General features: G+C 29.9%; 22 protein-coding genes, 2 pseudogenes and 1 other annotated feature. Of the genes and pseudogenes, 7 read left to right on the top strand and 17 right to left on the bottom strand.

Annotated features, from left to right (window positions below; genetic code table 11):
- Positions 1-361 (bottom strand): annotated as a pseudogene (locus tag OCV55_RS09230) (PTS sugar transporter subunit IIC); the annotation flags it as partial.
- A 480-nt stretch (positions 362-841) separates the two neighbouring features.
- Entirely contained in the window at positions 842-2131 is a 1290-nt protein-coding gene (gene eno, locus OCV55_RS09225; RefSeq protein ID WP_032090167.1) for a phosphopyruvate hydratase, read from the bottom strand.
- Positions 2132-2527: 396 nt separating this feature from the next.
- Here eno and OCV55_RS09220 point away from each other — a divergent pair, with 396 nt between their 5' ends.
- The 5 genes from OCV55_RS09220 (at position 2528) to OCV55_RS09200 (ending at position 6031) form a co-directional block, all read left to right on the top strand.
- On the top strand, positions 2528-3220 hold the full coding sequence (locus tag OCV55_RS09220) for an iron-sulfur cluster assembly scaffold protein (RefSeq protein WP_022001699.1): 693 nt from the start codon (positions 2528-2530) through the stop codon (positions 3218-3220).
- Positions 3221-3237: 17 nt separating this feature from the next.
- Positions 3238-4236 carry a GGGtGRT protein gene (locus OCV55_RS09215; RefSeq protein WP_022001700.1) on the top strand — a complete coding sequence of 333 codons (999 nt, stop codon included), beginning with the start codon at positions 3238-3240 and terminating at the stop codon, positions 4234-4236.
- 119 nt (positions 4237-4355) lie between these two features.
- On the top strand, positions 4356-4622 hold the full coding sequence (locus OCV55_RS09210; RefSeq protein WP_267309885.1) for an alpha/beta hydrolase: 267 nt from the start codon (positions 4356-4358) through the stop codon (positions 4620-4622).
- 16 nt (positions 4623-4638) lie between these two features.
- The gene (locus OCV55_RS09205; RefSeq protein ID WP_394802860.1) at positions 4639-5274 is read left to right on the top strand and encodes an alpha/beta fold hydrolase; all 636 of its coding nucleotides are present in this window, start codon (positions 4639-4641) and stop codon (positions 5272-5274) included.
- A 238-nt stretch (positions 5275-5512) separates the two neighbouring features.
- Entirely contained in the window at positions 5513-6031 is a 519-nt protein-coding gene (locus OCV55_RS09200) for a TetR/AcrR family transcriptional regulator (RefSeq protein WP_032090169.1), read from the top strand.
- Between the two features lie 8 nt (positions 6032-6039).
- Here OCV55_RS09200 and OCV55_RS09195 read toward each other — a convergent pair whose 3' ends face one another.
- From OCV55_RS09195 to OCV55_RS09175, 6 genes and pseudogenes are all read right to left on the bottom strand, one after another.
- Complete coding sequence (locus OCV55_RS09195; RefSeq protein WP_147580427.1) at positions 6040-7983, bottom strand: oleate hydratase; 1944 nt, start codon at positions 7981-7983, stop codon at positions 6040-6042.
- Positions 7984-8074: 91 nt separating this feature from the next.
- Positions 8075-8305 (bottom strand): annotated as a pseudogene (locus tag OCV55_RS13975) (TetR-like C-terminal domain-containing protein); the annotation flags it as partial.
- Positions 8306-8317: 12 nt separating this feature from the next.
- The gene (locus tag OCV55_RS13970) at positions 8318-9208 is read right to left on the bottom strand and encodes a LysR substrate-binding domain-containing protein (RefSeq protein WP_317233025.1); all 891 of its coding nucleotides are present in this window, start codon (positions 9206-9208) and stop codon (positions 8318-8320) included.
- A gap of 92 nt (positions 9209-9300) precedes the next feature.
- Positions 9301-9558 (bottom strand): hypothetical protein, encoded by a 258-nt coding sequence (locus tag OCV55_RS09185; protein ID WP_147580426.1) that lies wholly within the window; start codon positions 9556-9558, stop codon positions 9301-9303.
- A 68-nt stretch (positions 9559-9626) separates the two neighbouring features.
- Positions 9627-10232 carry a TetR/AcrR family transcriptional regulator gene (locus OCV55_RS09180; protein ID WP_147580425.1) on the bottom strand — a complete coding sequence of 202 codons (606 nt, stop codon included), beginning with the start codon at positions 10230-10232 and terminating at the stop codon, positions 9627-9629.
- A gap of 110 nt (positions 10233-10342) precedes the next feature.
- Positions 10343-11533, bottom strand: a complete 1191-nt coding sequence (locus OCV55_RS09175) for a pyridoxal phosphate-dependent aminotransferase (RefSeq protein WP_147580424.1) — start codon at positions 11531-11533, stop codon at positions 10343-10345.
- Between the two features lie 174 nt (positions 11534-11707).
- Here OCV55_RS09175 and OCV55_RS09170 point away from each other — a divergent pair, with 174 nt between their 5' ends.
- Complete coding sequence (locus tag OCV55_RS09170; protein WP_147580423.1) at positions 11708-12451, top strand: SDR family NAD(P)-dependent oxidoreductase; 744 nt, start codon at positions 11708-11710, stop codon at positions 12449-12451.
- 40 nt (positions 12452-12491) lie between these two features.
- Here the strand turns inward: OCV55_RS09170 and OCV55_RS09165 are convergent, their stop codons facing one another.
- On the bottom strand, positions 12492-14192 hold the full coding sequence (locus OCV55_RS09165; RefSeq protein ID WP_048923931.1) for a carbon starvation CstA family protein: 1701 nt from the start codon (positions 14190-14192) through the stop codon (positions 12492-12494).
- Between the two features lie 60 nt (positions 14193-14252).
- Positions 14253-14485 (bottom strand) — a binding site (T-box leader).
- Between the two features lie 137 nt (positions 14486-14622).
- On the opposite strand from OCV55_RS09165, the gene OCV55_RS09160 reads away from it, so the two are divergent.
- Positions 14623-14901, top strand: coding sequence for a hypothetical protein (locus OCV55_RS09160; RefSeq protein WP_032090184.1), 279 nt, complete (start codon positions 14623-14625; stop codon positions 14899-14901).
- A 12-nt stretch (positions 14902-14913) separates the two neighbouring features.
- Here OCV55_RS09160 and OCV55_RS09155 read toward each other — a convergent pair whose 3' ends face one another.
- The 8 genes from OCV55_RS09155 to OCV55_RS09120 all read right to left on the bottom strand — a co-directional run bounded on the left by OCV55_RS09155 (position 14914) and on the right by OCV55_RS09120 (position 23040).
- On the bottom strand, positions 14914-16089 hold the full coding sequence (locus tag OCV55_RS09155) for a polysaccharide deacetylase (RefSeq protein ID WP_147580422.1): 1176 nt from the start codon (positions 16087-16089) through the stop codon (positions 14914-14916).
- A complete protein-coding gene (locus tag OCV55_RS09150; RefSeq protein ID WP_147580421.1) occupies positions 16079-16981 on the bottom strand; it encodes a LysR family transcriptional regulator in 903 nt (300 codons plus the stop codon). Before OCV55_RS09150 ends, OCV55_RS09155 begins: the two co-directional genes overlap by 11 nt.
- Before the next feature lie 75 nt (positions 16982-17056).
- Positions 17057-18166 carry a metallophosphoesterase gene (locus tag OCV55_RS09145; RefSeq protein ID WP_147580420.1) on the bottom strand — a complete coding sequence of 370 codons (1110 nt, stop codon included), beginning with the start codon at positions 18164-18166 and terminating at the stop codon, positions 17057-17059.
- Positions 18167-18200: 34 nt separating this feature from the next.
- Positions 18201-19367: a transcription termination factor Rho gene (gene rho / locus OCV55_RS09140; protein WP_119363481.1), complete on the bottom strand. Its 1167-nt coding sequence runs from the start codon at positions 19365-19367 to the stop codon at positions 18201-18203.
- 78 nt (positions 19368-19445) lie between these two features.
- Positions 19446-20615 carry a MupG family TIM beta-alpha barrel fold protein gene (locus tag OCV55_RS09135; RefSeq protein ID WP_267309883.1) on the bottom strand — a complete coding sequence of 390 codons (1170 nt, stop codon included), beginning with the start codon at positions 20613-20615 and terminating at the stop codon, positions 19446-19448.
- Positions 20616-20691: 76 nt separating this feature from the next.
- Complete coding sequence (locus OCV55_RS09130; protein WP_147580418.1) at positions 20692-21858, bottom strand: cation diffusion facilitator family transporter; 1167 nt, start codon at positions 21856-21858, stop codon at positions 20692-20694.
- Positions 21855-22196, bottom strand: a complete 342-nt coding sequence (locus OCV55_RS09125) for a hypothetical protein (protein WP_032090190.1) — start codon at positions 22194-22196, stop codon at positions 21855-21857. The genes OCV55_RS09130 and OCV55_RS09125 overlap by 4 nt, the downstream gene beginning before the upstream one ends.
- Positions 22197-22254: 58 nt before the next feature.
- Positions 22255-23040, bottom strand: coding sequence for a histidinol-phosphatase HisJ family protein (locus tag OCV55_RS09120; protein ID WP_147580417.1), 786 nt, complete (start codon positions 23038-23040; stop codon positions 22255-22257).
- Between the last annotated feature and the right edge of the window lie 50 nt (positions 23041-23090).

The following is a 23090-nucleotide window of genomic DNA, read 5'->3' as shown; positions in this document are numbered from 1 at the left end:
TAACTGATAACCATGCAGCTAAACCTACTAAACCTGGAATGTAACCAGCTTTTTCAGCTCCCATGTTCCAAACACCGATTTCTTGGGCAATACCAAGAGTGATACCAACTGTGATACAACTGATTGTACAGAAGTTAACAGCTTGGAATGCTGGGTTTAAGAATTCTAAAGCCATAATTGGTTTGAAGAAGATACCTAACCCAGTACTTTCGTTAACCAATACGTTACACCATAAAACCCCAATTGCCCCAGCGATTGTTAAAGGCATGAAGTTTTGGAACGCATTTTTAATTGCAGATAAATATTTGTTTTGACCGCACCATGCACCAGCACGACCTAAGACATCTGCCATTTTGTCCATAATTATTTCCTCCCTTAATTAATTTTGACATGATTATCATAACGTGACATTTTTCTTTGTTAAAGGCTTACATTAGTTTTTGTTTTTTATTTACAACATTCTTTTTAACTTTTTAAAATGATGTAATTTATTTACATGTCTATATATAAAAAATCATTTGCAGCTGCAAATGATTTTCGTGTCATTTCCGCAAGTAGTCAAAAAAATACGGAAGGTATTTAATTTATTAAGTAAATGACAATCTTTATTTTATATATAGGATAAAAATTGTATACCTTTTTAAAATATTTAGAGAGTTATTTTCATTAATTTCTTCTAATTAAATAAAGAATGTAATTTATTTACAAAAAAGATGACTTACATCACCTTTTTTATCTATATTATTAAAAGATAATATTTCTTATATGATTTAGTCTAAAATTGGGAAGTTACGATTTAATCGTTAAAGGGATATAACAACATTATCTTTTAATAGCAAAATTATTTATCTAATTGATAGAATGAATCAACGCCACCATATAAGCTTTGTTTTCCTAATTCATCTTCAATTCTTAATAATTGATTGTATTTAGCAATACGGTCTGTTCTTGATGCAGAACCAGTTTTAATTTGTCCAGCATTTGTAGCTACAGCAATATCAGCAATTGTTGTATCTTCTGTTTCACCGGATCTATGAGAAACAACAGCAGTATAGTTTGCTTTTTGAGCCATTTGAATAGCTTCTAGTGTTTCAGTTAAAGTACCAATTTGGTTAACTTTAATTAAGATAGAGTTTGCAGTTTTCTTAGCAATACCTTCTTGTAAACGTTTTGTATTTGTTACAAAGAAGTCATCCCCTACTAATTGTACTTTTTTACCTAATTTTTCAGTTAAATATTTCCATCCGTCCCAGTCATCTTGATCAAGACCATCTTCGATAGAAATAATTGGATATTTTTCAACAAGTTCACCGTAGAAATCAACTAACTCTTTTGAAGTAAATGTTCTATTTCCTTCACCCGGTAAAACATATTTACCATCTTTATAGAATTCTGAACTAGCAACATCCATTGCAAGTTTAACATCTACACCTGGTTTATAACCTGCTTTTTCAATAGCTTCGATAACTGTTTGAATAGCTTCTTCATTTGATTTTAAGTTAGGAGCAAATCCACCTTCGTCACCTACAGCAGTATTTAATCCTTTATCATGTAATACAGCTTTTAAATTATGGAATACTTCAGCACCCATACGAATCGCTTCTTTGAATGTAGGAGCTGAAACTGGCATAATCATAAATTCTTGGAAATCAATGTTGTTATCAGCATGTGCTCCACCATTGATAATATTCATCATTGGTGTAGGAATAACATGAGCATTTGCTCCACCAATATAACGATATAATGGCATACCTAATGAATCAGCAGCACATTTAGCAACGGCAAGAGAAACACCTAAGATAGCATTTGCTCCAAGTTTTCCTTTATTATCTGTACCATCTAATTCAATCATTGCCTGATCGATTTCTCTTTGAGCAAAAACATCATATCCTAATAATTCAGGAGCAATCACTTCGTTTACATTTTTAACAGCTTGTAAAACACCTTTACCTAAATAACGTGATTTGTCTCCATCTCTTAATTCCACTGCTTCATAAATTCCTGTAGAAGCTCCACTTGGTACGATTGCTCTACCAAAAGCTCCACATTCACTTCTAACTTCAACTTCAACAGTTGGATTTCCACGAGAGTCTAATACTTCACGTGCTTTAATACTTTGAATTAAATCCATTTTAATACTTCCTTCTTTCATTTTTGTTTTGTTTGTGTTTGTGATTTTTGTTTGTGATCTGGTATCAATAAAAAATGATTTATTAACACGAAGTTAGCTGTAACTAACTGTCTATAAGTTAGCATATACTAACCTTATGTGTCAACCCTTTTTGACTACTTTTTTTCAACTTCAAATACTATTTTGTCCCTTTTTTTATAAAATATTCTTTGATAGATACAAAAAAATTTCTTTTTTCATTTATTTATCTTTCTTGTTTCATTGACTTTCTTTAATCGACACTTTATAATTTGTTCAGGTGAATTCCTTCACCTGAAGGAAGAAATTTATGTAGTTTTACGTTATTTCTTTTTTAATGTTTGTGATCATTAATGTGATGAAAGGAGAAAATAAAAAATGATTTATTCACATGAAGTTGAAGAAATGTGCACTGTAAATCGTGGTGCATCACACGGATGTGCTCCTATTCCTGAAGAAGGAAAATGGGTATATTCAAGAGAAATCAAAGATATTTCTGGTTTAACACATGGTATTGGTTGGTGTGCTCCACAACAAGGTGCATGTAAACTTACTTTAAATGTTAAAGAAGGTATCATTGAAGAAGCATTAATCGAAACTGTTGGATGCTCAGGTATGACTCACTCTGCTGCTATGGCTAGTGAAGCATTAGTTGGTAAAACTTTATTAGAAGGTTTAAATACTGACTTAGTTTGTGACGCTATTAACACAGCTATGAGAGAATTATTCTTACAAATCGTTTATGGACGTACTCAATCAGCATTCTCTGAAGGTGGATTACCTGTAGGTGCTGGTCTTGAAGACTTAGGTAAAGGTTTAAGATCAATGGTAGGTACATCATACTCTACTAAATTAAAAGGACCTCGTTACTTAGAATTAACTGAAGGTTACATTACTCGTATCGCTTTAGATACAAATGATGAAATTATCGGTTACGAATTCGTTAACTTAGGTAGAATGATGGAAATGATTAAAGATGGAAAAGATGCTAATGAAGCTTTAGAAGCTGCTAAAGGTAACTACGGTAGATTCAACGATGCTGCTAAATACATCGATCCAAGAAAAGAATAATAGGAGGATACGAAAAAATGGCATTATTTGAAAGTTATGAAAGAAGAATTGATCAAATTAACGCTGCATTAGCTAAATATGATATCAAATCAATCGAAGAAGCAAAAGCTATTTGTGATGAAAAAGGTATCAACGTTTATGATATCGTAAAATCTACACAACCAATTTGTTTCGAAAACGCTTGTTGGGCATATACAGTTGGTGCTGCTATGGCAATTAAAAATGGTGATACTAAAGCAGAAGATGCTGCTAAAACAATCGGTGTTGGATTACAATCATTCTGTATTCCAGGATCTGTTGCTGATGATCGTAAAGTAGGTTTAGGTCATGGTAACTTAGGAGCAATGTTATTAAACGAAAATACTCAATGTTTCGCTTTCTTAGCTGGACATGAATCTTTCGCTGCTGCTGAAGGTGCAATCAAAATTGCTGAAAAAGCTAACAAAGTAAGAAAAAATCCATTAAGAGTTATCTTAAATGGTTTAGGAAAAGATGCTGCTAAAATCATCTCAAGAATCAATGGTTTCACTTATGTAGAAACTCAATTCGATTATTTCACTGGAGAAGTTAAAGAAGTATCTAGAACTGCTTATAGTGATGGTCCACGTGCTAAAGTTAACTGCTATGGTGCAGATGACGTACGTGAAGGTGTTGCTATCATGCATAAAGAAGGTGTAGATGTATCAATCACTGGTAACTCTACTAACCCTACTCGTTTCCAACATCCTGTTGCTGGAACATACAAAAAAGAATGTATTGAACAAGGTAAAAAATACTTCTCAGTTGCATCTGGTGGTGGAACTGGACGTACTTTACATCCTGATAACATGGCTGCTGGTCCTGCTTCTTATGGTATGACTGATACTATGGGACGTATGCACAGTGATGCTCAATTTGCTGGTTCTTCATCAGTTCCTGCTCACGTAGAAATGATGGGATTAATCGGTATGGGTAACAACCCAATGGTTGGAGCTACTGTAGCTGTTGCTGTTGCAATTGAAGAAGCTTGTAAATAATTAGGATTTCCCTAAAAAAGCTAAAAAGTCTTGATTTTATCAAGGCTTTTTTTGTTATATTAATTCTTTATCATATCAAAATATTTGTTTTTTAGTTATAATATAGTTAGGTGATAAATATGTACAAAAGTTTTCAAATAAAATCAAATTATGATCAACTAAAATTAGATGGCATTATTATTTCTTGTGAAAACCCAAAAGGAATTGTACAAATTTCTCATGGTATGTGTGAGCATAAAGAGAGATACATCGACTTTATGAATTTCTTATCAAATCAAGGATATTTATGTATTATTCATGACCATCGTGGGCATGGAAAAAGTATAAAAGACAAAAATGATTTGGGGTATTTTTATGATAATGGTCATCTAGCAATTGTTGTTTAATCATCAAATTACTTTGATGATTAAACAACAATATCCTTATCTCCCACTCTATCTTTTAGGACATAGTATGGGGTCTTTAGTCGTGCGCTGTTTTTGCCAAAAGTATGATCAAGATATTGATGGTTTAATTGTTTGTGGAAGTCCTAGTGATAATCCTCTTGCTCCTATAGGAATAAAAATAGCTCGTATCTATTCAAAAGTCAAAGATGATCATTATCGTCCTCAATTAATTCAAAATTTAAGTTTTCAAGCTTTTAATAAAAGGTTTCATACAGATATTCCTAACAGTTGGATTTGTAGTGATGAAAATATTGTAGATTCTTATAACAAAAATCCTTTATGTTATTTTACTTTTACCGCAAATGGCTTTGAATCTCTCTTTAATCTTGTAATAAATACATATCATAATGAAAACTGGACAATGTCTAATCCCTCTTTACCTATTTTATTTATTGCTGGTAAAGATGATCCTTGCATTACAAATGAAGTAAAATTCAACAAAGCTGTTTCCAACATAAAATCTAAAGGTTATATGTGTGTAGATTCCTATCTTTTTGAAAATATGCGTCATGAAATTTTAAACGAAAAGCAAAATCAGCTTGTATATCAATATATATTAGATAATTTAAACGCATGGCAAACAAATATATAAAAATTGTAATTTGAAATACTTATTAATCATTTAGATTATTTTTCAAATCATACCGTGATATAATAAATTAAATAAAAATGACTTGAAAGTGGCGATTAAGATGAACAAAGAAATAAATAATAATCTTCCTCTTAATATAATTGATATTTTTAACGCTTTGGAAAATAACTTCAGCAAAATTTATACAGTTGATTGACAAACAAAAAGTATTACCATTTATCGTTATAAAAATTCAAACATGAACGATGAAGAATTTCCTAAAGATGTTCTTCCTTTTGAAGAAGAAATAAAAAAATATATTGATAAATATGTTTTAGGAGAAGATAAAGAAGCTCATGTTTCAACATCCTCTTTTTATCGTCACTATAAAGATAAATATGACGTAATGAATGATAATTATAAAAGGATTCTAGACCAATATATGCATAGTAGTCAAAATCACAATTATGAAGATGTCTTCATTAATTTATTTAATATGAGTAAAGAGCTTCATTATTTAAAAAATGCTTTTGATTATACCGGTATTAATTCTTTAGGAGATTTTATCTACCAATATTCCTATAATACCTTTATTGAGATGTGTAAAATAAAAAACATCCAATTTGAAGATAAAGATCTTCTTTTATTAGATGTTTTTTGTGGTGGCGCTTCTATCATGTACCAACATTATATTCTTGGTAAGTTTGATTTGTCTCCTCAACAAGCTGGTAAAATACTTTATCAAATGTTTCCTGACGTTTTTAAAATTTCATGGTAAAAAATCAATTACTTTTCATTTTCTTTTAAAATTTGATGCTCTTTTAATAATTTTTCAATAACCGTTCCTTTAATACTTCTTATTAAAGGCTTTTTGATTATATTTAAAGGACCTAAATTCATCTCTAAGGGTGATTTACCATCCATTAATTTTACTGAACTGTCTAAAAGTTCTCGAATATCATAAACACTGCCCCATACTTCTGGAACGCCTCGATCAACACCTAATAAACCATAAACAGCTTCCATCGCTGTTCTTACCGAATATTCTGTAGTAAATACAGTATCTCTTGGTGTATGTGCAAATTGTCCTAAAAAGGCAAAATTAATTGCATCTTTGACAATAACATCCGGACGATCTTCTTTTCTTCTTGGCATAAAGAAAGCTGTAATATAAGGCATCATAGTTGGTATACAGATAGCACTGTTGGTTGCATAGTCTTCTATTAATTCTTCTGGAACACCAAGGTGATACAACCATTCCATGGTAATTTCTTTTCCTGTACAATCTTTCATTGGCTTTTTAACATAATCTCCTATTGTATCAGTAAATAATCCATAAACCCACACACAGACTTTATCTTTATCTTGTTGTTTAAATTGACCTTGACGATTAATGGTCCAACTTAAAAGCCATGATGAATCTTGACAACTGACAATTCCTCCTGTAACAACATGTCCTGTTTTAGGATCTCTTTTACAAATATTCGTAATATAGGGAATAATCTTATCATCTAATGTTGTAACTGTTGCCGATTCCCAATTTGTTTTTTGAATATCACTACAGAATTTTTCAGGATGACCAAAAGATTTATCTTGTTTAGCAATATTTTTCCATAAATTCCAACATCCACTTGTTCGTATTTCTGCATTTCCATTAGGAGCATGATTTTGATCTCCATAAATTGTACCCTCTGTACAGCTTCCATTGGTAATTAAAACCAAATCATTTTCGCTAAGGGAAATTCTTTTTTCTTTTCCTTTTACGTTACATTCAATCGTTTTAGCAACTTTTTTATCAGGTTTAATATCAAATAAAACATTCGTTACCTCTGTGTTAAATTGAAAATCAACCCCATGTTTTTCAAGATACTTTTGCATTGGTAAAATAAGTGATTCATATTGATTATAACGCGTAAATTTTAAAGCGCTAAAATCAGGTAAGCCCGAAATATGGTGAATAAAACGTTGAAAATAAAGTTTCATTTCTAAAGCACTATGCCAATTTTCAAAGGCAAACATGGTACGCCAATACATCCAAAATGTTGAATTAAAAACTTCTTCATCAAAAACATCTTCAATCGTTTTATCATAAAGATCTTCATCTTTTGTCATAAACAGTTTCATGATTTCCATGCAACCTTTTTGACTTAAATTAAATTGTCCATTGGTTTTAGCGTCTTGTCCTCTATTAATAGTTGCTCGACATAAAGAATAGTTAGGATCTTCTTTATTTAACCAATAAAATTCATCTAATACACTGGCATCTTTGATTTCTAGTGAAGGAATACTTCTAAATAGATCCCATAAACATTCAAAATGATTTTCCATTTCACGACCACCACGCATGATATAACCTCTAGAAGGATCAAAAATACCATCACAGGCACCACCAACAATATCCATTGCTTCTAAAATATGAATATTTTTTCCAGGCATTTGTCCATCTCTTACCAAGAAACAAGCTGCCGCTAAACTTGCTAGACCACTTCCTATTAAATACGCATTTTTATTTTCAACACCTTCTGGTTTTTTAGGTCTGGCAAAAGCTTCATAATTTCCATTTGTATAATAAATTCCTTTATCATTTTTATCATACCTTCCTAATTCTGTATTTCGATACGTATTTACCTTTTCATCCTTTTTATTATTCTTTACTTTTTTAGCAACAAGGACTGCTGATGAAACGGCCGTCACTGTTGTTGCAGCAATCGTTAAACTTTTACGATTCATAAACAACTCCACCTTTCTTTTTACACTTCAATCATAGCATTCCCCTATTTTAGATAAAATTTACAATAAAAAAGAAATGATAAATTTTTTATCACTTCTTCTTATTTGTAAAGTTTTGTATCGATAAATCGATTATTCCTAATACCGTCATTTCTAAATCATCTAGAATCATTTGATAATCTTCATCCATTCCCGAATCAATCCAATCCAACATTACACCAACAAACCCATATTTATAAAAATGAGCAATAAAATCCTTTTGTTGATTTAAAATCAAAACATCTTTACTTCTTTCTTCAACAACAGATTCTATCAATTCATGAACAAGTTTGAATCATATTTTTTCAATTTTATCTCGAGAAATATCATGATAGACATTTAGAATAAATGGTTTATTAATATAAACCGCTTCAAAAATATTAGAAAGTCCTTCTTTCCAATGTGCATAATTTTTCTTTTCATTCAAAGCTTTTCGAGCATCTTCTATTAAAATCCATTCTATTAAATCATACAAATCTTGAAAATGACAGTAAAAAGCTATGCGACTTACATGGCATTTATCCGTAAGATCTTTAATCGTTATTTTACGAAATGTTTTTTCTAATAAAAGTTCTTTAAATGCATCTTCTAATTGTAATTTTGTTCTATTTGACATATTTATCAATTCCTTTAAACAATCTTTTACTTGTTTTGGTGGATTCTTCTTATAAAGCAAACCATAAGGCATCTGATAGTCCCATTCAACCGGTAAAGTAATTAAAGAAGGATGGATATTATCCCAAGCATCCAATGTTAATAAAAGACAGCCCTCTTCTTCACAACGATTAAAAGTATCTAAATCATAAAAATAACCAACATCCTCTAAAATAATTTGAGGATAGAATGTTTGCATATCCTTTCTAAAATCATCAAGATTTAAACAATCTCCACTGCTGACACATAAAAGTTTTTCATTATATAAATCCGTAATTGATAGTTTTTCCTTTTTTGCAAGTGGATGACTTCTAGGCAGAGCTACACAAACATTATAAGTTCCTAATTGTTTGCAAGAAGCAAAAGAAAGAATTGGATTTGAATTAAACGCACCAATTAAAAAATCAAATTTTGTCCCTAATGATTGATACACTTCCATAATTTTATCATAATCATCTTCATAAGGAACAACACGTAATTTATAACGTTGAGATAAGGTTGGTATACTATGACATAAATCAATATGAATCATAGAAGATGTTTTCTCTTGGATTTTATTTAAATAATTATCTAAATTTTCGATAAGTATTTTAGCTTCATCATAAACTTTTTGTCTCTATACTGTTAATTTAATGCCAAAAAGACCATTGCAAGCAAAGCAAATAAAACAGCATGCCATCCATAACTTTTAATATGGATTGCTTCATTGAAGTTTGGTCTTACTTCTAATACCTCTTTGAGGATACGCCACATATCATAAAAAGGAACTAAAGCAATAAAAGCACTAATAGCAGCTAAAATACATGAAGCATAAACGTAATACTTATGATTTCCTGCAAAGTGCATCAACTTTGATAATGTACTCTCTTTCTTTTCTTTCATAAAATCCCTCCTATTGGTTAGTTTTTGCTAACTATCGATGTTAACTTTAGACAGGTTTCCCTGTCTATTTACTCATCAATTCCCATAACTGCTTTCCAGCCAGCAACATTAAATAACTTTGTGCTATTCATAAATGATTGAGCTTCTTTATAGGAACAATCATGTGCAACAAGTTCATACATCGTTTGCCATCCTGCCCGGCAAAATACATGAATAAAGAATGGATCTACTGTAAAACCTTCTTTACCATATTTATCAACAAGCTCTTGGTAATAGGATTCTTCGATTTTTCCAAGTTCATCTAAAAAATGTTCATATTGAGAACCGGTAGAACAACAAAAAATCAATTTAAACTCTGTAAAATGTTGATAAATATAATCTAAAACAAAATCTGTTCCTTCCTCTCCTTCATAATTAGCTTGATTTAGATCAGGACTATAAGTTGCTTTTTGAATACTCTCAAGATAAATATTCATCAACCCATCCGCTGTTTCTTTGACAATTGTTGAAAACAATCCTTCTTTATCTTTAAAACGAGTATAAATAGAATTCGTACTGACCTTGCTTTTGGCAGATATATTTCTTAGACTTGCTTTCATAAATCCTTTTTCTAAAAATTCTTCTGTTGCACTTTTTAATAGGTTTTCTGTAACACCTACGGTTTCTTGCCTCATAATTGCCTCCATCATTAAATAACACCGTTATTATAACAATGTTATTTAATGTATGTCAATAAAAAAGCCTTAATGAATATTTATCATTAAAGCTTATATAAATCTTTATTCTATTTTTCTTTTAACTCTGATAATAAGTTTTTAATTCTACTGAAAGCTTCTTCAATATTTTCTTTTGATGAAGCAAATGAAATTCTAATAAAATTATTTAAACCTTTCCCAAAACCACTTGCTGGTACAACAGCTACACCATAATCAAGTAACTTATCCGCAAATTCTTGTCCATTAAATCCCGTCTTAGAAACATCAACCATAATATAGAAAGCCCCATGAGGTTTAATGTATGAAAGATTTTCACATTGATCCAATTGTTCCATAATGAATGTTCTTCTTTCATGAAATGTTTGAATCATATGTTGAACTTCTTTTTTTACATCTTCTTGATCTATTGCTTTAGCCATTCCTATTTGCGCAAATGTCATTTGTGAAGTTGTTGTATATTGATGTACTTTTAAAATATGATCAATATGTTTTTTACTTGCAGCAATATATCCCATTCGCCAACCAGTCATCGCATATGCTTTTGAAAAACCATTAACAATAATTGTATAATCTTTCATGTTTTCAAATGAGGCAATAGAAACATATTGCTTTTCATAATCGAGTTGATTATAAATTTCATCAGCTAATATTAAAATATTGTTTTCTCGAGCTAGTTGGCATACCTTTTCTAAGGTTTCCTTTTGATAAACAGCTCCTGTTGGATTACTAGGGTTATTGATAATCATCATTTTTGTTTTATTTGTAATTTTTGATTTCAATTCTTCAATATCAATTTGAAATTCATTACTTACTTTTAATGGAATTTCTACAGGAATTCCCTCACATAATAAAACTGTATTTTGATAAGAAACGAAGGCTGGTGTAAATATAATAACTTCATCTCCTGGTTCAATAAAAGCAAGACATGCATTATTGATTGCTTCACTACAACCACAAGTCATAATGATTTCTTGATCACTATCATAATCAACTGTTGTTTGTTCCTTTAACAATTGAGCTACTTTTTGTCTTAAACCTAAATATCCTCTATTAGAACTATAATGCGTTTGATTATTATTTAAAGCTTCTATCGTTGCTTTCTTAATTCCCTCTGGTGTATTAAAATCAGGTTCTCCTGCACATAAAGATACAACACTTTTCCCTTGACTTTTTAATTTTTCAACCTTTTCCATAACAACACGAATAGATGACATTTGTACTTGATCTATTCTTTTAGCGTATATATTTTCTTTTTCCATTTTGACACTTCCTTTTTGATAACTATTATATACTAATTATCGTCAAATACACAACAAAACATCTTAAATAAAAATACCTAATTTCTATAAAATATATCTATAAATTTTCTTCTTAATATCTATTAGATTTATCTATTTTTTGTTTTTATAATAAAGATAAGGAGGATTATATTTATGAATAAAGAATTTGAAGGAAAATATGCTGTTGTTACTGGAGGAGCTGGCGGAATCAGTTACGAAGCTGCAAAAACACTTGCAAAAAAAGGATTATCTGGTGTTGTTTTAGCTGATTTAAATTTTGAGCAAGCAACAGAAAGTGCTAAAAAACTAGAAGAAGAAATAGGATGTCACTGTTATCCATGCAAAGTAGATGTTTCTAATCCTGAAGATATTGAACATCTATTTGAATTTGCATTAGAAAAAATGCCCGCTGTTCATATTTTGATTAATGGAGCTGGTGTTTGTCCAACAACCCCTATTGAAGATTTGGATGCTGATAAATGGGATTGGTGCATGAATATTAATTTAAGAGGTGCTCATTTATGTGTAAGAGAAGCCATCAAAACTATGAAAAAACAAAAATATGGAAAAATCGTAAACATTTCTTCTGTGGCTGCACGAATTGGAGGTATCGCTTCTTCTGTAAGTTATGCTGCAAGTAAAGGTGGTCTTTTATCTGCTACAAAAAGTTATGCAAAAGTTTTAGGAACTTATAATATTAATGTTAACGCTGTTTGTCCTAGTGTCATCAACACAAATATGACAGCTAATACAAATTACAGTGCTGCTGGTATCCCACTTGGACGTTTAGGTGAAACAGAGGATGTTGCAGAAGTTATTGCCTTTCTAGCAAGTGATGCCTCTAAATATATTACTGGTCAAGGTATAGATATAAATGGTGGTTCTTATATGAACTAAAACACAAAAAAAGCTTCATCATGAAGCTTTTTTATTATCTTTATTTTTCTTTAACAAGTTTACTTCCTGAGTTGAAACCAATCATTAATCCTAATGCAACAAGTAAGATTGCGACTACTAATTGTAAACCATCAACCATTAAAACAAATCCACCTGTTACAAATAATTTCATAACGATTCCATAGATAGCTTGTACTAATGCTGTCATTGTAACGATAAACATTAATACCATTGGGATATATAACATAAATCCTTTTCTTCCAGTAACTTTTAAGAAAACAGCTAATGAAATTAAAACCATTGCAGCTAATAATTGGTTAGCTGATCCGAATAATGGCCAAATATTAACATATCCACCTAAACTTAATAAATATCCACAAACTAAAGAAATAATTGTTGAAACGTATTTATTAGTTAAAACTTTAACTAAACCACTTGGTTCTTGTCCTTCTTCTACTTCAAAGAATTCTTGGAAAGACATTCTTGAAATTCTTGCAACAGCATCTAATGAAGTTAAAGCAAGAGCTGAAACAAACATTGTCATAATGCATAATCCCCATGATTGAGGTAAACCAAGTTGAGCAACTAAACCAGTAACACCAGCTGAGAATTTAGTAAATGGTGTCGCTGTATCAGCTAAAGCCATATTAGCAAGTGTACTATCTAAGACACCCGATGCTTTTAAGTTTGGTAAAGCACCAACAATAACGATAACTAAGATAGCAAGTAATGATTCAAGTAACATAGAACCATAACCAACTTGTAACATATCTTTTTCGTTTTCTACTAATTTTGAACTTGTTTCAGATGAGACAAGTGAATGGAAACCAGAAACGGCACCACAAGCAATTGTAACAAATAATGTTGGGAAGATATAACTTCCTGAAGCAGATTTAAATCCTACAAAAGCAGGTGTTGTAATTGTTGGATTGCTTACAAATACACCAATTACAGCAGCAACGATCATTCCAATGAATAAGAATGTTGTTAAATAATCACGTGGTGTTTTAAGTAACCACATAGGTGTAACTGAAGCAAAGAAAATATATACAAAGACAACATAAATCCAAGTTGTTTTAGTAGCATATACTGGAAACATAATTCCAAGTGCTAACATAGCAATAATTAAAGCAATACCAAGAATCACTTTTGGTAAACCTTCTAGTTTAACTTTTTTCAAGAATAAACCAAAGGCCATTGCTACGAAAACATATAAAATTGAAATTGAAGCAGCACTCGCATTTGGTGCAAGTTTAGCTCCATCAGCACTAATTCCATTAAATGTTCCAGCAACCATATCAGCGAAAGCTGCAATAACAATTAATGTAAAAATCCAACAAAATAAGAAAAATAATTTTTTACCTTTACGTCCAATATATTTTTCAATGATTTGTCCCATTGATTTTCCTTCTGTTTTAACAGAAGCATAAAGTGCTCCAAAATCTTGTACAGCACCAAAGAATACACCACCAACGATAACCCATAAAAAGGCTGGTAGCCAACCAAACATCATTGCCATAACTGGTCCAGTTACAGGTCCAGCTCCTGCAATTGATGAGAATTGATGAGCAAAGACTGACCATTTGTTTGTAGGTACAAAGTCTGTCCCATCTTCTTTTGCAACAGCAGGTGTTGTTGCTTTTGGATCAATTCCCCATGTTTTAACTAAGTAACGACCATAGAATAAATAAGCCACTACTAAAATTAAAGCACTTAATCCAAGTAATAGTAAACCATTCATAAATGAATCCCCCTCTTTTAAATCAATCATCACATATAAAAAGGTTTTCGCTTAACTTTACGCTAAGACGAAAACCTTGTTCCGCGGTACCACTTAGATTGCGATATTTAATCGCCCCTTCACATCTTTTTATAATGCTATTTCTTTAACGCAGAAATTACGATTTCCCTACTTTTATTTCAAGATAATAGCTCACAAGTGATGGTCTTATATCATTACCTACATTCTTTCCACCAACCGAATGTTCTCTATAGGAAGCGGATGTAAAATCGTATCTTGTTCATCGCTCATTTATATGTATGCCTATATATTATACCTCTTTTTTTGTTTGTCAATAGTTTTTTATTTTAATAACTATATTTTTTATCAATAAATATTTATTTCGTTCAGTCAACTCATCTTTTGATACATATAATATATTGGTGATTATATGTCTCTACCTTACATGAATACTGTTTTACTTAATCAGATGATTGTCATCATTTCACAATCATTTAATGAATGTTTTTCAAATGATGAACAGGCCATTATTGGCGCTTTTTTAACAACTCTAGGAGATATGCTCTCTTTAAATAGTGCTTATATCTCTTATTTACAAGATCAAAATTCCCTTTCTAAACAAAATCAAAATGATTATGATTTATTAGAAAAAAGTATTGAAAAAATAAAAGTAGAACTTAATAAAATGAAAAGTAATGTCCAAAAATGAACATTACTTTTATTAATTATTAACACTTTGATGTGGGGCATATGTCGCATCATCAATTCCTTTAAAAGTATAGCCTAAATTTTTATAGTGTTCAATAATAGCAGGTAAGGCTTGAACAGTGGTATCCTTAGCTTGTGTATCGTGGCATAAAATCATGACATTATTATCATGACATGATGTCCCGTTTCTAATCAACTTATCTACAGCTACATGATTTCCTGAAGCATCTGTTGAATCTCCATTCCAATCATAATATTGATATCCTTTTTCAACAACTTCTTTTGTAAGAGTTGACATAATTCCTTGACAATATCTTCTTGACACTGTATTTGAACTTCCACCTGGGAAACGAATATAATGTGGTACAAAACCGATTTCTTTTTTTACCATTTGACCTACTTTATTTAAATCATCAAAATAAGCATCAACTGAAGCATAGACAGTTGAATATTCATGACTATACGTATGAAGAGCAATCGTATGTCCTGCATTATAAGCATCTTTAATCAAATAATTATAATCTTGATTTCTTCCTGTTACAAAAAATGTTGCTTTAGCATCATATTTTGCAAGTATATCCATGATTTTTTTAGTATTTTCTGATGGACCATCATCAAATGTTAAATAAACAACTTTTTCATTAGATTGTTTATCACTACCAATTTTTTTAATTACATTTACTTTTCTTTTAACAGTTATTTTGTTTCCAGAACTATCTTTTGCCACATAAGTAACTTCATACGTTCCTTCTTTAGAAGTATCTAAATTTTTATCATCAATTTTATATTGGATATCTTCTAAACTATTATCACTTACTTCCACACCAGCTTTTAAATCAGGTGTTGTATTTAAAGAAACCGTCAAATCATCCAATCCCTTAAATACAGGTTTTTGTGTATCTACAACTTGAATCGTTGTTGTATATTCTCTATTTTTATATGTATATGTCACTTCATATTTTCCTAGCTTTTTAATATTTAAATTTTTGCTTTGACATGCTACATCTTTAACATTTCCATGTTCAACTTCACTAATATAGCTATTGGGATTAAACTTCCCATTAATTTCTACTGTCAGATTTTCTTTAAAATGCAGTTGTTTTTTTATAAATGTTTGATAAACAAATAAACCTATTCCTAAGACGATTACTCCAATCAAAGTAATCACTAATTTTTTTCTATTTTTCATATAGACTCCTACTCTTTTCTAAATATTCTTGTACTTTTTTAATAAACCTATCAATAACTGGTGAAAGACGTGTATATTTCTTCCATATAAAAACGGTATTTGTTGATAGTTCTGGATAAAAAGGAATGAAACAAATATTCTTTTGATTTAACACCTGATAGGCTCCTTCTACTGTAATCGCTGCTCCTTGATCATCTTGAATAAAAGGAAGAATTGCTGAAGCAAAATTATAAGAAAACATGCTGTGCAACGAAACATCCCCTTTTAACCAATTAGAAATTTCACTTTGAACAATTTCCCTATTTGTTAAAAACAATGGTAATTCTTTTAAATCCTCTTTTTTAACATAGGGCTTATTAGCCAAAGAATTAGTTTTTGAAACAATGATTCCCCATTTTTCTTGAAGCGGTATACGTAAATGATTATATTTTGAAATATCTACTGGTTCCAACAAAATCCCAACATCTACTAATCCTTGATCAACTCTTTCTTTAATCAAATCCGCATTTCCTACATAGATATCAAATTTTACAAGAGGGTATTCATCATGAAACTCTTCAATCACTTGCGAAAGAACCGTTTGTGAAGATGAAAAAATACCCGTTCCAATCATAATTTGACCAACCATTTCTTCTTCACTTTGAGTAATCTCTTGTTCTGTTTTATTAACAAGTGATAAAATTTCTTCTGCTCTTCTTCTAAGTAAAACACCCTCATCTGTGAGTTCTATTTTTCTTTTTCCTCGAATAAATAAAGGCTTCCCTAATTCATCTTCCAACTGCATTAATTGTCTTGATAATGTAGGTTGTGTCATATGTAGTTGCTTAGCTGCACGCGTAATATTTTTCTCACGCGCAACCATTAAAAAATACTGAAGTATTCTAAGTTCCATGATTTTTACCTTCCTTTTTATTTTAACCCATATTTCTTAAAAAAAATCTAAATTATTCTAAAGATTTCTAAAGAATTATATTTTTTCTAAATATCCGCTTTCTATCCAGCCTATTTCTTTATTTTTGATAATATAGGCAAATTTTCCATATAATCCTATTACTTTAACATCTTCATTTTCATGAACCGTTATAAAATGATCAATATAATCATCTAAACAATAAAAGTGTTTATTTTTCAAATAAATAAATTCATTTTTGATCCATAACATTTGGTTTGTATGAATAACTTTACAAAATGAAAATTCTTCTCTTTTTTCTAAAATTTCTATTTCAAAATTTGGCCAGGAAACCTTATGATTTTCCTTATTTTCTACAAATTTGTCTTGTTTTATTCTATAGATTGGTAAAGGTTGTACAAAATGATTCTTAAAAGTTAAATTCTTACCATCATTTTCAATAATAAGTGCATTCAATTGACTGATAAATTTAACCCCTGTTCCGCCATCAATACTAATTATTTTTTTATCAAAATCCATCAAAACATCATTTTTAATTTGATTTTGATAAAAATTTGACGTTGGCAAATGGCCTACTATGACATATTTTTTTAAACAATGACCTACTTTTTGAAAATCTCTTTTTTCGATAAATGAAGAAAGCGGTGCATTTTGCCAATCATTTTTGTTTTCAATCCCAGCATGAATACATAAAAAATCATCGGTTTCTATTGAAGTAGGCAAACTCGCTATATAATTAAGTTCTTCTTGTAAAGATTCTCTTACAATTTTTTGTAAAATTTGTGGTTTTTCTTTCTTCAAATCTAAATGTTTTCGAGAAACAATTTGATCAATCATTCCACTTTTACCAATTTTACGTAAGTAATGTAACATTTCTTGGCAAAGATCATCATCATTAATCAATGCATCTAAAGCATATTCACAATTACCTAGTAAAACATATACCCTTTGGCTTTTTTGTTGTAAATATTGAAGATAGTGTACTGTTTCTATGGCTTGTGTTCCCTTTTCTACAAAATCTCCATCAATGATCAAATAGTCTTGTGTAGTATATCGTGCTTCTTTTAAAAGCTGTTTGAAACGATCTAAATGACTATGAATATCAGAAACAACAATACATCTATAAGGTTTTTCTATATTTAGTTTTTCATGTCTTATTTCTATCATATATCACCTATTTAAAAAGGATAGAAATTCTATCCTACTTTCTTTTTAACATTGTTTCAATAAGTTCATCATTATTTTTAGTATTTCTAAATAATAAAAGCGCATCATCTAAATTTTGACTCGCACGTGTCCCATTTAATGAATAATGAATCATATGGTTCACTTGTAGTTCTTTTTCACTTAATAATAAATCTTCTCTTCTTGTTCCAGATTTAGCTATGTCGATTGCTGGAAAAATGCGTTTTTCTTGCATTGCACGAGATAATACAAGTTCCATGTTTCCTGTTCCTTTAAACTCTTCATAAATAACATCATCCATACGACTTCCTGTATCTACAAGAGCAGTTGCAAGAATCGTCAAACTTCCCCCTTCTCTCATATTTCTGGCCGCACCAAAAAATCTCTTTGGCATATAAAGACAGTTTGGATCTAATCCCCCTGAAAGTGTTCTTCCTGATGGCGAACAAATCAAATTATAAGAACGTGTTAAACGTGTTATACTATCTAATAAAATCATTACATCTTGACCATGTTCAACAAGACGTTTTGCTCTTTCGATGACCATTTCTGATACTTTTTTATGTCGATCTGGTGTTTCATCAAACGTTGAATAAAGAACTTCCACATTATCTCCTTCAACAGCTTCTTTAATATCCGTTACTTCTTCTGGTCTTTCATCAATTAATAAAATTAAAATATGTATATCTTTATTATTTTCTTTAACAGCTAAAGCTATATCTTTTAAAAGCGTTGTTTTTCCTGCTTTTGGAGGAGAAACAATAATTCCTCTTTGACCTTTACCAATAGGAGCAAGTAAATCTATCATTCTCATTGCTATTTTTCCACTTTTGCCAACACTAATTTTTTCATTTGGAAAAATTGGTGTTAAGCTTTCAAAGGATTTTCTTTTCATTGCTGTTTCTAAATCATAATGATTGATTTTTTGAATATGTAAAAGAGATCTAAACTTTTCAGATGCTTTTGGTTCCCTAACAACACCTGTAATAAAATCACCTGTTTTTAATTTAAATTTATAAATTTGTGATTGAGAGACATAGACATCATGAGGATCTGATAAATAATTTGCATTTCTAATAAAACCAAATCCATCAGGCAATACTTCTAAAAAACCTGTTGTAATGATTCCATCATCTAATGAATCTTTTGTATATTCTTTCTTTTCTTTTTTTGTATTTTCCATAATATCACCTCAACCATTATGTCATATTTTCTTCTTTTTAGCTATAAAAACAAAAGAAAAAGTAGATTTCTATCTACTTTATTCAACAAAGGTAAAAACATCTTTTGCTTTAATATGTTCTAAAATAAAGATTTCATTTTCATCAATATGTCCTAATAAATTTCTTTGACCATCTACCTTCATTTCTTTTAAAACGATTTGAATTTCTCCTCGATAATGTACAAGATTGTCATTGACAATTACAACATCACCCCTTGTATAGTACGCTTTATCACAAGGACGACATGGAATTTCTTTTCCTTTATAAATCATTCTTGTCCAACGTGAACGTAACATATAATTCATACAATCACCTAAATCACTATGACTTGGATAATTAAATAAAATTTCTTTTTCCAAAGCAGTAATACCCTTATCTAAATGAATCTTGAAAGGTATTCTTTTAGTTAAACCATGGGGCACAAAATCTGCTAAAAAACCTAAAGATTCATTTTTAGGAATATCTACATACACTTGTTTCATTACTTGATCGATTGCTTTAAATTCTTCATCACTAGCATAGGCATTTCCAATGATTATTTCATCTACATTGTCTAAAGCTAAACAGTGTTTTAATTGAATTTCTATCGGCATATCTCGATGTTCTTCAATGGTTGGAAGACCATCACTCACTGGCCATGGTCCATGACTTCCTTTAACTAAACTTGAAATAAAGATAGCTACCGGAATATTTTTAGCTTTCCAATAATTATTAATATCATTAATAGCTTCTAAACTTGGAGCCGTATATCTTTCTGGATAGAAATTATGACATGTAGAAATATTTTCTGGTTTAGCTCCATTTTTAATAGCTGTTTCAATGACATCAATAAAACTTGTAGACATTTCAATTTTAATGCCTTCTTTATTATTAATAAGAGTGGCATCCCTTTCATCGTTAAAACTAAAATCCATTCTTAAAATATCTACCCCAATATCTTTAAAAACCGAAAGGTCTGTTTCTGTTGCTTCTAATCTATGAAATAATTCACTATTACAGTCACCAGAAACAATCATGCCATATTTATGAACGATTTTTGTAAAATCTTTAAAATAAGCAATAATTTCTTCTTTTGTCCCTGGTACTGAAAACATGCTTGTAAATACTTTTTTAAAACCATAAGTCGATGCTTTTTTTAAATAGGCATCAATTTCTTCTAATGTTTCTTGTTCTGGATATAAAGAAACACCTAACATTACTTTTTTCATAAACATCCTCCTCATAAACATTATTCTATCATGTATATACAAGTATCACAATAAATAAAAAGAGGATTTCTCCTCTTTAAACAAAAGCATGATCAATTTCAATGACACAATGATATTCGTCACTGATTTGTTTGACTTCTGCACTTATTTTATTCTTTAAAATTTGATGACTAATTTGATCATTAGCTGGTATTAAAACATCAAATATTAAATTTGTATGACTCTTTCCTGGAACCATTCTAAAATCATGAATCGAATAATGTTCATCTATTCCTTTTACAATTTCTAAAACTTGTTGTTTTAAAGCTAATAACCTTGGATTATGCACATCCACTGGATCATAATGAATGGTCGTATGAATATGATATTTTTCTTGAATTGCTCTTTCAATATCATCGATTTCTTCATGAATTTTCATAACATCTTCTTGACAATCTACTTCCACATGAAGTGTCATAAACATTCTTCCTGGTCCATAATCATGCATCATTAAATCATGAATACCTAAAGGTTTATCATATGACATAATAAAATTTTCAATGTCATCTATCAAGGCTTTATCAGGTGCCAATCCTAATAAAGGATTGATTGTATCTTTAAATACATTAATTCCTGCAAAAATAACAATTAAAGAAACAATTGTCCCAATAATTCCATCAACTGGTAAATCAGTTATCAATGTAAGTATTAAAGAAACAAGTGTTGCAAATGTTGTCACAACATCATTTAAACTATCTTGTCCTGCAGCTTTTAAAGATGATGAATCAATTTTTTTACCAATTTGATTATTAAAATAATACATCCATAGCTTCACTAAAATAGAAAATATTAAAATCACTACTGCAACAAATGAAAACATAACTTTTTCAGGATTAAAAATCTTAACAACTGATTCTTTTAAAGATTGAATACCTACTACTAAAATTAAAAAAGCAATCACCATTCCTGCAATATATTCATAACGTCCATGACCATATGGATGATCTTTATCAGGATGTTTATTAGCAAGTTTAAAGCCAAATAAAGAAGCTAAATTACTTCCTACATCCGATAAGTTATTTAAACCATCTGCTTGAATAGCAACCGAATGAACAATTAAACCAATTGTTATTTTAAAAATAACTAAAACAATATTGCATATAATGGACAAAATGGAACATAACGTTCCATAAGCTTGTCTTACTTTTTGATTTTTATAATCATCATAATTTTCAATAAATCTTTGTGTTAAAAAATGAATCATGATAAAACATCATAAACAAAAATATTTTGTTTATCTACCTTTATTAATTCAACTTCTTCTAATTCTTTTAAATATTTATTTACTTTTTCTTGATCAACTTCTTTATTAGCAAGTATTGCAAGATTTACTTGAATTTGGGGATTATCCACTTTAATATAAGCTGTATTTTCAGTTGTATAACCTGCTTTATTTTTCATTGTTTCTAGAATTGAAACATAAGCAAGTTTTGTTTCTAATCTTAAACTTTTATAATGATCAAATAATACCTTTGGCATATAAAATTCATCCTTTGATTTTTCAATAACTTCTTTTAAACTTTCTTTAGTATATAATTCCATACTTCTTCACTCCTTTTGTTTCTATATTATACCATATCTAGAAAAAAAGAACATTGTGTTAATCTCTTTTTCTTTGCGTAAATGTACTGACATCGTCAAAACCAATTTCCTGATATTTTTTTGCTACATTTAAACAATTTTCACCAACACGTTCACTTGTATGACTATCAGTACCAATGGTAATAATACGTCCTCCTAAATCATAGTAACGTTGTACCTGTTCAAAATTAGGAAATCCACATGTTTTTAAATCTCGATATCCCGATGTATTGACTTCAATACCTTTTCCTTTTTGAATAAGTGTTTTAAAGATTTCATCTATAATATCTTGATATTTTTGATGATCAACAGTTTTATCCTCATAAGGTCCATATCTTACAATATAATCTAAATGGCCTAAAACATTAAAACAATCGAAAGCTTTTACACATTTTAATGTTTCTTCAAAAAATTCACGATGTGCTTGTTCCTTTGTTTTTCCTTTAAAAAATTCACCATAATAAAATTCTGTATGATGAATCACATGAATAGATCCAATAACAAAATCAAAAGGATATTGTTGAATTAAATTTTCAATTTCTTCTTGATGATCTAAATCCAATCCCATTTCAATACCCCATTTAATTTTTATTTGATCTTTGAATTCCTCTTTTAAACTTTGAATCTCTTGATAATAGTTTTCAACATCTAATTCAAAAGAATCTATTGGATAATCAAAATCACGATGATCTGTAAAACAGATTTCATCTAAATTCATTTCTATCGCTTTTAAAACATGTTCTCTAGGATTTGCTTCACTATCCCCTGAAAAATGTGTATGCATATGATAATCTATAACTCTCATATTTTATCCTCCATTTTTCCTTATTATAACAAATAAGAGAAAATATTGCT

Source organism: [Clostridium] ammoniilyticum (assembly GCF_025566905.1).
Lineage (GTDB): Bacteria > Bacillota_I > Bacilli_A > Erysipelotrichales > Coprobacillaceae > Faecalibacillus > Faecalibacillus intestinalis.
The sequence above is the reverse complement of the archived record's forward strand: the minus strand, read 5'-3'. Positions and strand labels throughout refer to the sequence as shown.

What these genes read in the sequence shown, in the direction of transcription:
- eno (WP_032090167.1), bottom strand. Translation starts at nt 2,131, where the DNA reads ATGGATTTAATTCAAAGTATTAAAGCACGTGAAGTATTAGACTCTCGT.
- OCV55_RS09220 (WP_022001699.1), top strand. Translation starts at nt 2,528, where the DNA reads ATGATTTATTCACATGAAGTTGAAGAAATGTGCACTGTAAATCGTGGT.
- OCV55_RS09215 (WP_022001700.1), top strand. Translation starts at nt 3,238, where the DNA reads ATGGCATTATTTGAAAGTTATGAAAGAAGAATTGATCAAATTAACGCT.
- OCV55_RS09210 (WP_267309885.1), top strand. Translation starts at nt 4,356, where the DNA reads ATGTACAAAAGTTTTCAAATAAAATCAAATTATGATCAACTAAAATTA.
- OCV55_RS09205 (WP_394802860.1), top strand. Translation starts at nt 4,639, where the DNA reads ATGATTAAACAACAATATCCTTATCTCCCACTCTATCTTTTAGGACAT.
- OCV55_RS09200 (WP_032090169.1), top strand. Translation starts at nt 5,513, where the DNA reads ATGAACGATGAAGAATTTCCTAAAGATGTTCTTCCTTTTGAAGAAGAA.
- OCV55_RS09195 (WP_147580427.1), bottom strand. Translation starts at nt 7,983, where the DNA reads ATGAATCGTAAAAGTTTAACGATTGCTGCAACAACAGTGACGGCCGTT.
- OCV55_RS13970 (WP_317233025.1), bottom strand. Translation starts at nt 9,208, where the DNA reads ATGATTCATATTGATTTATGTCATAGTATACCAACCTTATCTCAACGT.
- OCV55_RS09185 (WP_147580426.1), bottom strand. Translation starts at nt 9,558, where the DNA reads ATGAAAGAAAAGAAAGAGAGTACATTATCAAAGTTGATGCACTTTGCA.
- OCV55_RS09180 (WP_147580425.1), bottom strand. Translation starts at nt 10,232, where the DNA reads ATGAGGCAAGAAACCGTAGGTGTTACAGAAAACCTATTAAAAAGTGCA.
- OCV55_RS09175 (WP_147580424.1), bottom strand. Translation starts at nt 11,533, where the DNA reads ATGGAAAAAGAAAATATATACGCTAAAAGAATAGATCAAGTACAAATG.
- OCV55_RS09170 (WP_147580423.1), top strand. Translation starts at nt 11,708, where the DNA reads ATGAATAAAGAATTTGAAGGAAAATATGCTGTTGTTACTGGAGGAGCT.
- OCV55_RS09165 (WP_048923931.1), bottom strand. Translation starts at nt 14,192, where the DNA reads ATGAATGGTTTACTATTACTTGGATTAAGTGCTTTAATTTTAGTAGTG.
- OCV55_RS09160 (WP_032090184.1), top strand. Translation starts at nt 14,623, where the DNA reads ATGTCTCTACCTTACATGAATACTGTTTTACTTAATCAGATGATTGTC.
- OCV55_RS09155 (WP_147580422.1), bottom strand. Translation starts at nt 16,089, where the DNA reads ATGAAAAATAGAAAAAAATTAGTGATTACTTTGATTGGAGTAATCGTC.
- OCV55_RS09150 (WP_147580421.1), bottom strand. Translation starts at nt 16,981, where the DNA reads ATGGAACTTAGAATACTTCAGTATTTTTTAATGGTTGCGCGTGAGAAA.
- OCV55_RS09145 (WP_147580420.1), bottom strand. Translation starts at nt 18,166, where the DNA reads ATGATAGAAATAAGACATGAAAAACTAAATATAGAAAAACCTTATAGA.
- rho (WP_119363481.1), bottom strand. Translation starts at nt 19,367, where the DNA reads ATGGAAAATACAAAAAAAGAAAAGAAAGAATATACAAAAGATTCATTA.
- OCV55_RS09135 (WP_267309883.1), bottom strand. Translation starts at nt 20,615, where the DNA reads ATGAAAAAAGTAATGTTAGGTGTTTCTTTATATCCAGAACAAGAAACA.
- OCV55_RS09130 (WP_147580418.1), bottom strand. Translation starts at nt 21,858, where the DNA reads ATGATTCATTTTTTAACACAAAGATTTATTGAAAATTATGATGATTAT.
- OCV55_RS09125 (WP_032090190.1), bottom strand. Translation starts at nt 22,196, where the DNA reads ATGGAATTATATACTAAAGAAAGTTTAAAAGAAGTTATTGAAAAATCA.
- OCV55_RS09120 (WP_147580417.1), bottom strand. Translation starts at nt 23,040, where the DNA reads ATGAGAGTTATAGATTATCATATGCATACACATTTTTCAGGGGATAGT.